Annotated in this window: 3 protein-coding genes; all 3 read right to left on the minus strand. The window is 72.4% G+C overall.

What is annotated here, in order from left to right; genetic code table 11:
* A partial coding sequence (locus PROKR_RS21460; protein WP_169736504.1) for an MFS transporter occupies positions 1-289 on the minus strand: 289 nt, incomplete at its 3' end.
* Positions 286-1,266, minus strand: a complete 981-nt coding sequence (locus tag PROKR_RS21465; protein WP_036967148.1) for an acetylxylan esterase — start codon at positions 1,264-1,266, stop codon at positions 286-288. The genes PROKR_RS21460 and PROKR_RS21465, both read right to left, overlap by 4 nt.
* 42 nt (positions 1,267-1,308) lie before the next feature.
* Positions 1,309-2,646 (minus strand): polysaccharide lyase 6 family protein (locus PROKR_RS35750; RefSeq protein ID WP_036967150.1); only part of this gene is annotated, 1,338 nt, incomplete at its 5' end.

Consider the following 2,646-nt stretch of genomic DNA (forward strand, 5'->3'; position numbering starts at 1 on the left):
CCAGCGCGCCGAAGCCCGCTGCCCGCACGAGCACCCCGGCCACGATGGTACGGCGCACGCCCCACCGGTCGGCGAGCACCCCGGCGGGGAGCTGGAGCCCTTGCTGGGCGGCGGCCCGGAGGCCCGCGAGCAGGCCCACCAGGGCCAGCCCGAAGCCGAGTCGCTCCGAGAGGTGCACGGCGAGCAGCGGGACCAGCAGGTAGAAGCCCGTGGCCATGACGAACGTGTTGACGTAGAGGGCGGTCATCACGCCCGGCGGGGGCGACGGCGTCCCGTCCGATGAGGTCACCGGGGACCGAGCACCTCCGCGAGCGCCGCGAGCTTGCGGGGGGTGTCGTACGCGCCGCCGCCCTCGTGCTCGTTGTACGGGAACACCTCGATCTGCGCCGGCCCGCCGTACCGGTGGTAGGCGGCGAAGACGGTCGACGGCGGGCAGATCTTGTCCATCAGCGCCACGGAGAACCAGGCGGGGCAGGTGGCACGGGCCGCGAAGTTGGTGGCATCGAAGTAGGAGAGCGTGTGCATGGCCGTCTCGATCTCGTACCGGTGTCCCTTGAGCCAGCGGCCGATCTCGGAATAGGGGCCGGCGTCGGTGATCTGGGAGGCGCGCCGGTAGTGGCTGAGGAACGGCACGTCGGCGATGACCCCGGCGAGGTCGTCGCGCAGCCCGGCTACGGCGAGGGCGAGGCCGCCGCCCTGGCTGCCGCCCACCACGGCGACACGTCCGGGATCGACGCCGGGGAGCTGCCCCACGGCGTCCACGGCGCGGACGGCGTCGGTGATCAGGCGCCGGTAGAAGTGCTTGGCGGGATCCTCGATGCCGCGGGTGAGGAACCCGGGCGACGAGGAGCCGTGCCCCTCGGGGGCGATGTCGGGGGTGTCGGCCGTGGTCTTGCCGCCGCCGCCCTGCCCTCGGTTGTCCATGACCAGGTGGGCGTAGCCTGCGGCGCTCCAGGTGAGCCACTCCCAGGGCACGCCGCGCCCGCCGTTGTACCCGATGTACTGCACGACGGCGGGCAGCGGCCCGGTGCGGTGGCGCGGCAGCAGCAGCCATGCCTTGACGGGCTGGCCCGCCCACCCCGAGAAGGTCACGTCGTGGACCTCGACGGTCTCCAGCCCGGCGTCGTACGGCACGGCGACGGGCTCGGCCGCCGCGGCCGCGGCGGTGTCGAGCGTCTGCTTCCAGAACGCGTCGAAGTCCGCCGGCTCCTCGGGCTCGGGGCGGTAGGCGCGCAGCTCGTCGAGCGGCTTGTCGAAGAGGGCCATGGATCTCCTCCGGGTGGGTGGGTAGGTGGAGCGGTCAGGTGGTCAGAGGTCCGACAGCGGCCCGACGTCGGCCGGGTCCAGCGGGTGCCGCAGCACGGGCGCGGTGGACACCTCGTCGGCGCCGACGTCGGGGTGCTGGTCGCGCGGCTGCCCGTCCATGTCGTCGACGACGAACGGGTAGGTGCCTACGGCGGCGTCGACGGCGGGTCCCTGGCGCAGCCGCCAGAGCCCGCCCGTGCGGACGAGCTGCGGGTCGACGACCCGGATCTGACCCGGCTGGGCGGTGATGCCGAGGGTCGCGCTGCCCTGCGGGAGGGCGATGTTGCCGGCGAGGGTCAGGCCGTCCGTCTCCTTGTGCTCGGTGAACAGCCGCCCGACGGAGCCGACCACCACGTTGTTCGCGATGGTCACGTCGGCGGGCGGGTAGACGTAGTTGGCGCCGAGCTCGACGTTCGACACGTTGTCGACGAACGTGTTGTGCACGATCGTCGCGCGGTGCACGCGCCAGTGCGCGGAGGTGGAGCCGGTCCCGTCGACGTCGCCGCCGTCGACCTGGAGGGCCGCCGTGTAGCCGGACCCGGCGAGACCCTCGAAGTAGTTGTCGTGCACGCGCTGGTCGTCGCCGTACAGGCGCACGCCGCCCGTGCCTGCCTTGCCCCCGCCGAGGAACACGTTGCCGTGGATCTCGTTGCGGTCCCCACGCCTTGCGACGACGGAGCCGGCCGACGTGCGGAACGTGTTGTACCGGACGGTGTTGTCGTCGCTCTTCAGGGAGACGATCTCCGGGTCGGAGTCGCAGTTCTCGAAGAGGTTGTGCTCCACGACGGCGAACGAGCTGGAGTCCGAGAGGGCGGACACGCCGAGACGGATGGCCTCGCCGCCGTTCACGGGCTGGGCGGGGCTGTCGGAGAAGTAGTTGTGGTCGATCCGGTCGTGCTGCGAGATCTGGGTCGCGCCGCCGTAGACGGTGACGTAGTTGCCCAGCACGGTCTTGCCGGCGAACGCGTTGTGGTCCACCCGGTTGTACCCGCTCCCCTCGCCCGCGACCGACACCCAGTGCCGCGAGGAGGACGGGTCGGCCGGGGGCTCGAACGCCAGCCGGAAGTCGTTCCGGGTCAGCCGTACGTGCGTGGACGCCTCGATCTTGAGCGTCGCGGCGTTGCGCCAGGCCAGACCGCGGACGACGACGTGGTGCGACCGTGCGACCTCGAGCTGGCCGCCCGTGACGACGGCGCCGCCGAGCGTGGCGCCCTCGATGACGATCGGGTGCTCCTCGGTGCCGGCCTTGTCGGCCAGCTTCACCATGGAGTACTCGCCGTCGGCGAGCACGATGCGGTCGCCCGCGGCGGCAGCCGTGAAGGCGGCCGCCAGCTCCGCGCT

Origin of the sequence: Promicromonospora kroppenstedtii DSM 19349 (genome assembly GCF_000515355.1) — a bacterium.
Taxonomy (GTDB): domain Bacteria; phylum Actinomycetota; class Actinomycetes; order Actinomycetales; family Cellulomonadaceae; genus Promicromonospora; species Promicromonospora kroppenstedtii.

Coding starts and splice junctions, on each gene's coding strand:
- PROKR_RS21465 (WP_036967148.1), bottom strand. CDS start 1,266: ATGGCCCTCTTCGACAAGCCGCTCGACGAGCTGCGCGCCTACCGCCCC.